Source organism: Streptomyces sp. CNQ329 (genome assembly GCF_000482585.1).
Window position 1 is genome coordinate 1 of the sequence record NZ_AXVU01000128.1, and the last position, 2,942, is coordinate 2,942.

A 2,942-nucleotide genomic window follows, 5' to 3' on the forward strand; every position below is an offset into this window, starting at 1 on the left:
GGGTGTGGGGGGTGTAGGGGTGTAGGGGTTCGATCTGTTCTGGGGGTTTGTGCCGGGGTTCGGGTGGGTGCCCGTATGGTCGAGCGGCCACCGGCTGATCTTCGGAGTGTCGAAAGCTTCGAAGGAGGTCAGCATGGTGATCGCTTTTGAGAGTCTGCCCCTGCACGCTCTGGCCGAAGATCATCTTGGTGCGGTGAGTTCGGATGTGGTGTGCGTGATGGTCAAGGCGTTCGCCGACGCACTGTCTGCGGGGGCCAGTGCGCTTTGCGGCGCGGAGTGCGGGCAGGTCGGCGAGGAGTGGGTCGGCCGGCGCAAGGGCTGGCGCCCGCGCGAGTGGGGTGCCCGTGCCGGCGTCATCGAACTGGCTGTGCCTCAAGTTGTGGCGCGGCGGCTACTTTCCCGACTGGCTGCTTCAGCGGTGCCGGCGGGTCGAGCAGGCTCGGATCTCGGTGGTCGCTACCGTCTGCCTGCCGGGGGTGTCTCCACCTGCCGGGTGGAGAGAGCTCGTCGAAGCCCTCGGCGTCACCCGGCTATCGAAGTTCCAGGTCAGCTCCTTGGTCAAACACCTCGACGGCCAGGTCACCGCCTTCCGTAACCTGCCCCTGGACACCTGCCCCTGGGCACTGGCCCCCCTGGGCACTGGCCCCCCTGGGCACCGGCCCCTGGGTGCCGGCCCCTGGGTGCCGGCCGCTGGGCACCGGCCGCTGGGTGCTGGCCGCTGCACGTTTGTTTGTGCGGACGCGCTGGTCCGGAAGGTCCGCGAAGGGCGGGCGCATCGTCAACGTCCGCGCGCTGAGTGTGGTCGGCGTGAACGCTGAGGGTCACCGCGAGATCGTCGGCCTGGGCCTGGCTACCGCTGGGGGATGGTGCCGGTGGGCGGGTTCTGGCGAAGGTGCAGGGTCCACTTGGCCGGTGACGTTTTTCCGTGATCGACAAGGGCTCGGGGGGATGGTGGCTGCCGCCATCCGCACCATCTTCGCCCGGAGGAGCGATCCAGCCGTCCGTGCCCGGCTGAACGTGGTCGCCGGCATGTTCGGACGGCAGTTTCCTGGGTCAAGACCGTGCTGATCGAGGCAGCCGGGGGCATCACCGCATTCGCCGGTTTCCCGACTGCCCGCGCGGGAAGGGAATGTGGTCAACCGACCTGCTGGAACGGCTGTGCCGGGAGATCAAACGACGAGCCGGCGTCGTCCAGGCCTTCCCCAGTTCTGTCGCCCTGGGCCGGCTGACTGCCGCCGTTCTGGCCGAACTCCACAGCGCATGGCAGGTCTTCGGCCGCCGCTGCAGCCGCCGCGTCGGATACCGAACAGGGTCCAGCGCGTGCAGCTTGGCGGCCACGTACCTCTCCGTAGCCTCCCGGGCCGAACTATTCACCGACCACCCCACCGATCCCCTGGCAGCAGATCCCGCCCCGGGCCATTCCCAGCCAGCTCCCGCGACTGGCGCCACCACTCAGCGGGAGACGATCGGCTGATCTGTTGTCTCGTTGTGTGATGCGTTGTTTCTGTCTGTTTTTCCGGTCTTTTCTGTTGCTGGTGTTTTCGGTTGTGTGCTGGTGCCGGGTTTGTGTGGTGTGTTGTGGGTGTGTGGGGGGTGGGTTAGTTCCATTCGATGAGGGCGAAGCTGGTGGCCATGCCGCCGCCGAATCCGGCGAGGAGGATGAGTTCGCCTGGTTGGAAGGCGTTTTGGCGGGCTGCGATGTCGAGGGTGATGGGGATGGAGGCGGCTCCGGTGTTGCCGTAGTGGGTGAGTGTGCGGTGCATGGTGGCGTTGGGCATGGCGAGGTCTTGGGTCATGGAGTCGAGCATGACGCCGTTGGCTTGGTGGGGGATGACGTGGTTGATGTCGGTGGGTTCGACGCCGGCTTCGTGGAGGAATTCTTTGATGAGTTGGGGGAGTTGTTCGACGACGAATCGGCGTACTTCTCGTCCGTTCATGGCGAAGTATTGGTCGCCGTTGTCGAGGGTGTCGTGGTTGTGGGGGGTTCGGCTGCCGCCGGCGGGTACTTCGATGAGGTTGGCGAGGTCGCCGAAGGTGTGGAGTGCGACGTGGCGGACGAGGGGGCCGTGGTGGGTGGTGCCCAGGACCATGGCGCCGGCGCCGTCGCCGAAGAGGACGACTGTTCTGCGGTCGGTGGGGTTGAGGATGCGGGAGTAGATGTCGGCGCCGACGACGAGGGCGTAGCCGCCTCGGCGGAGGATGACGCTGCCGACTGCGGAGAGGGCGAAGACGGTGCCGGAGCAGACGGCGTTGACGTCGAAGGCGGCTGTGCCGGAGGCGCCGAGGTTGCGTTGGACGTAGGCGGCGGTGGGGGGCTGGGGGCGGTCGGGGGTGGAGGTGGCGACGGCGATGACGGAGAGTTGTGCGGGGGTGATGCCGGCGGATTCCATGGCGGCGCGGGCTGCGGTGGTGGCGAGGTCGGAGGTGGCCTGGCCGGGGGCGGCCCAGCGGCGTTCGCGGATGGCGGTTTTGCGGGTGATCCATTCGTCGTCGACGCCGGCGGGCGCGCCGACTTCGTCGTTGGTGACGATCCGCTCGGGTACGTAGGCGCCGGTTCCCAGGATCCTGACGTCGATGCTGGAGACGATCCGGTCTGGCACGTCGGCGGTGGTGTCGATGGCCGGGATGGCCCGGTTGGCCGGCTTGCCCGAAGCGGCCTGCCCGGCCTGGGCGGCCTGGTTGGCGGGGTTGGCCGGGGTGGCTGGGGTGTTGGTCATGGGCGTGCCCTCCCTTCAGGTGGTGGTGCGGGGGCTGTCGGTTACAGGTGGCCGGTACGCGGCAGTGCCGGCCCACTCACACGGCGGCGGGGCTGCCCCCCCCCACACGGCGAAGGGGTTCCCGCGACACGGCGGCGGGGCCCCCCACACGGCGGGGCTCCCCGTACACACGGCGGGGCTCCCCGTACACACGGCGGGGCTCCCCGTACACACGGCGGGGCTCCC

At 68.6% G+C, this 2,942-nt stretch carries 2 protein-coding genes and 1 pseudogene; 2 read left to right on the forward strand and 1 reads right to left on the reverse strand.

Annotated elements, in window-relative coordinates; all coding sequences use genetic code 11:
- Positions 1–344 precede the first annotated feature (344 nt).
- Together I003_RS35385 and I003_RS35390 are read left to right on the forward strand one after the other, a co-directional pair.
- A pseudogene (locus tag I003_RS35385) lies at positions 345–876 on the forward strand (transposase); the annotation flags it as partial.
- Between the two features lie 253 nt (positions 877–1,129).
- A complete protein-coding gene (locus I003_RS35390) occupies positions 1,130–1,474 on the forward strand; it encodes a transposase (RefSeq protein WP_078564562.1) in 345 nt (114 codons plus the stop codon).
- 124 nt (positions 1,475–1,598) lie between these two features.
- On the opposite strand, the gene I003_RS0129290 is transcribed toward I003_RS35390, so the two are convergent.
- Positions 1,599–2,717, reverse strand: coding sequence for a 3-oxoacyl-ACP synthase III family protein (locus I003_RS0129290; protein WP_486584462.1), 1,119 nt, complete (start codon positions 2,715–2,717; stop codon positions 1,599–1,601).
- Between the last annotated feature and the right edge of the window lie 225 nt (positions 2,718–2,942).

Excerpts from the sequence above, each read along its gene's own strand:
- I003_RS35390 (WP_078564562.1), top strand. The coding sequence starts at position 1,130 with ATGTGGTCAACCGACCTGCTGGAACGGCTGTGCCGGGAGATCAAACGA.
- I003_RS0129290 (WP_486584462.1), bottom strand. The coding sequence starts at position 2,717 with ATGACCAACACCCCAGCCACCCCGGCCAACCCCGCCAACCAGGCCGCC.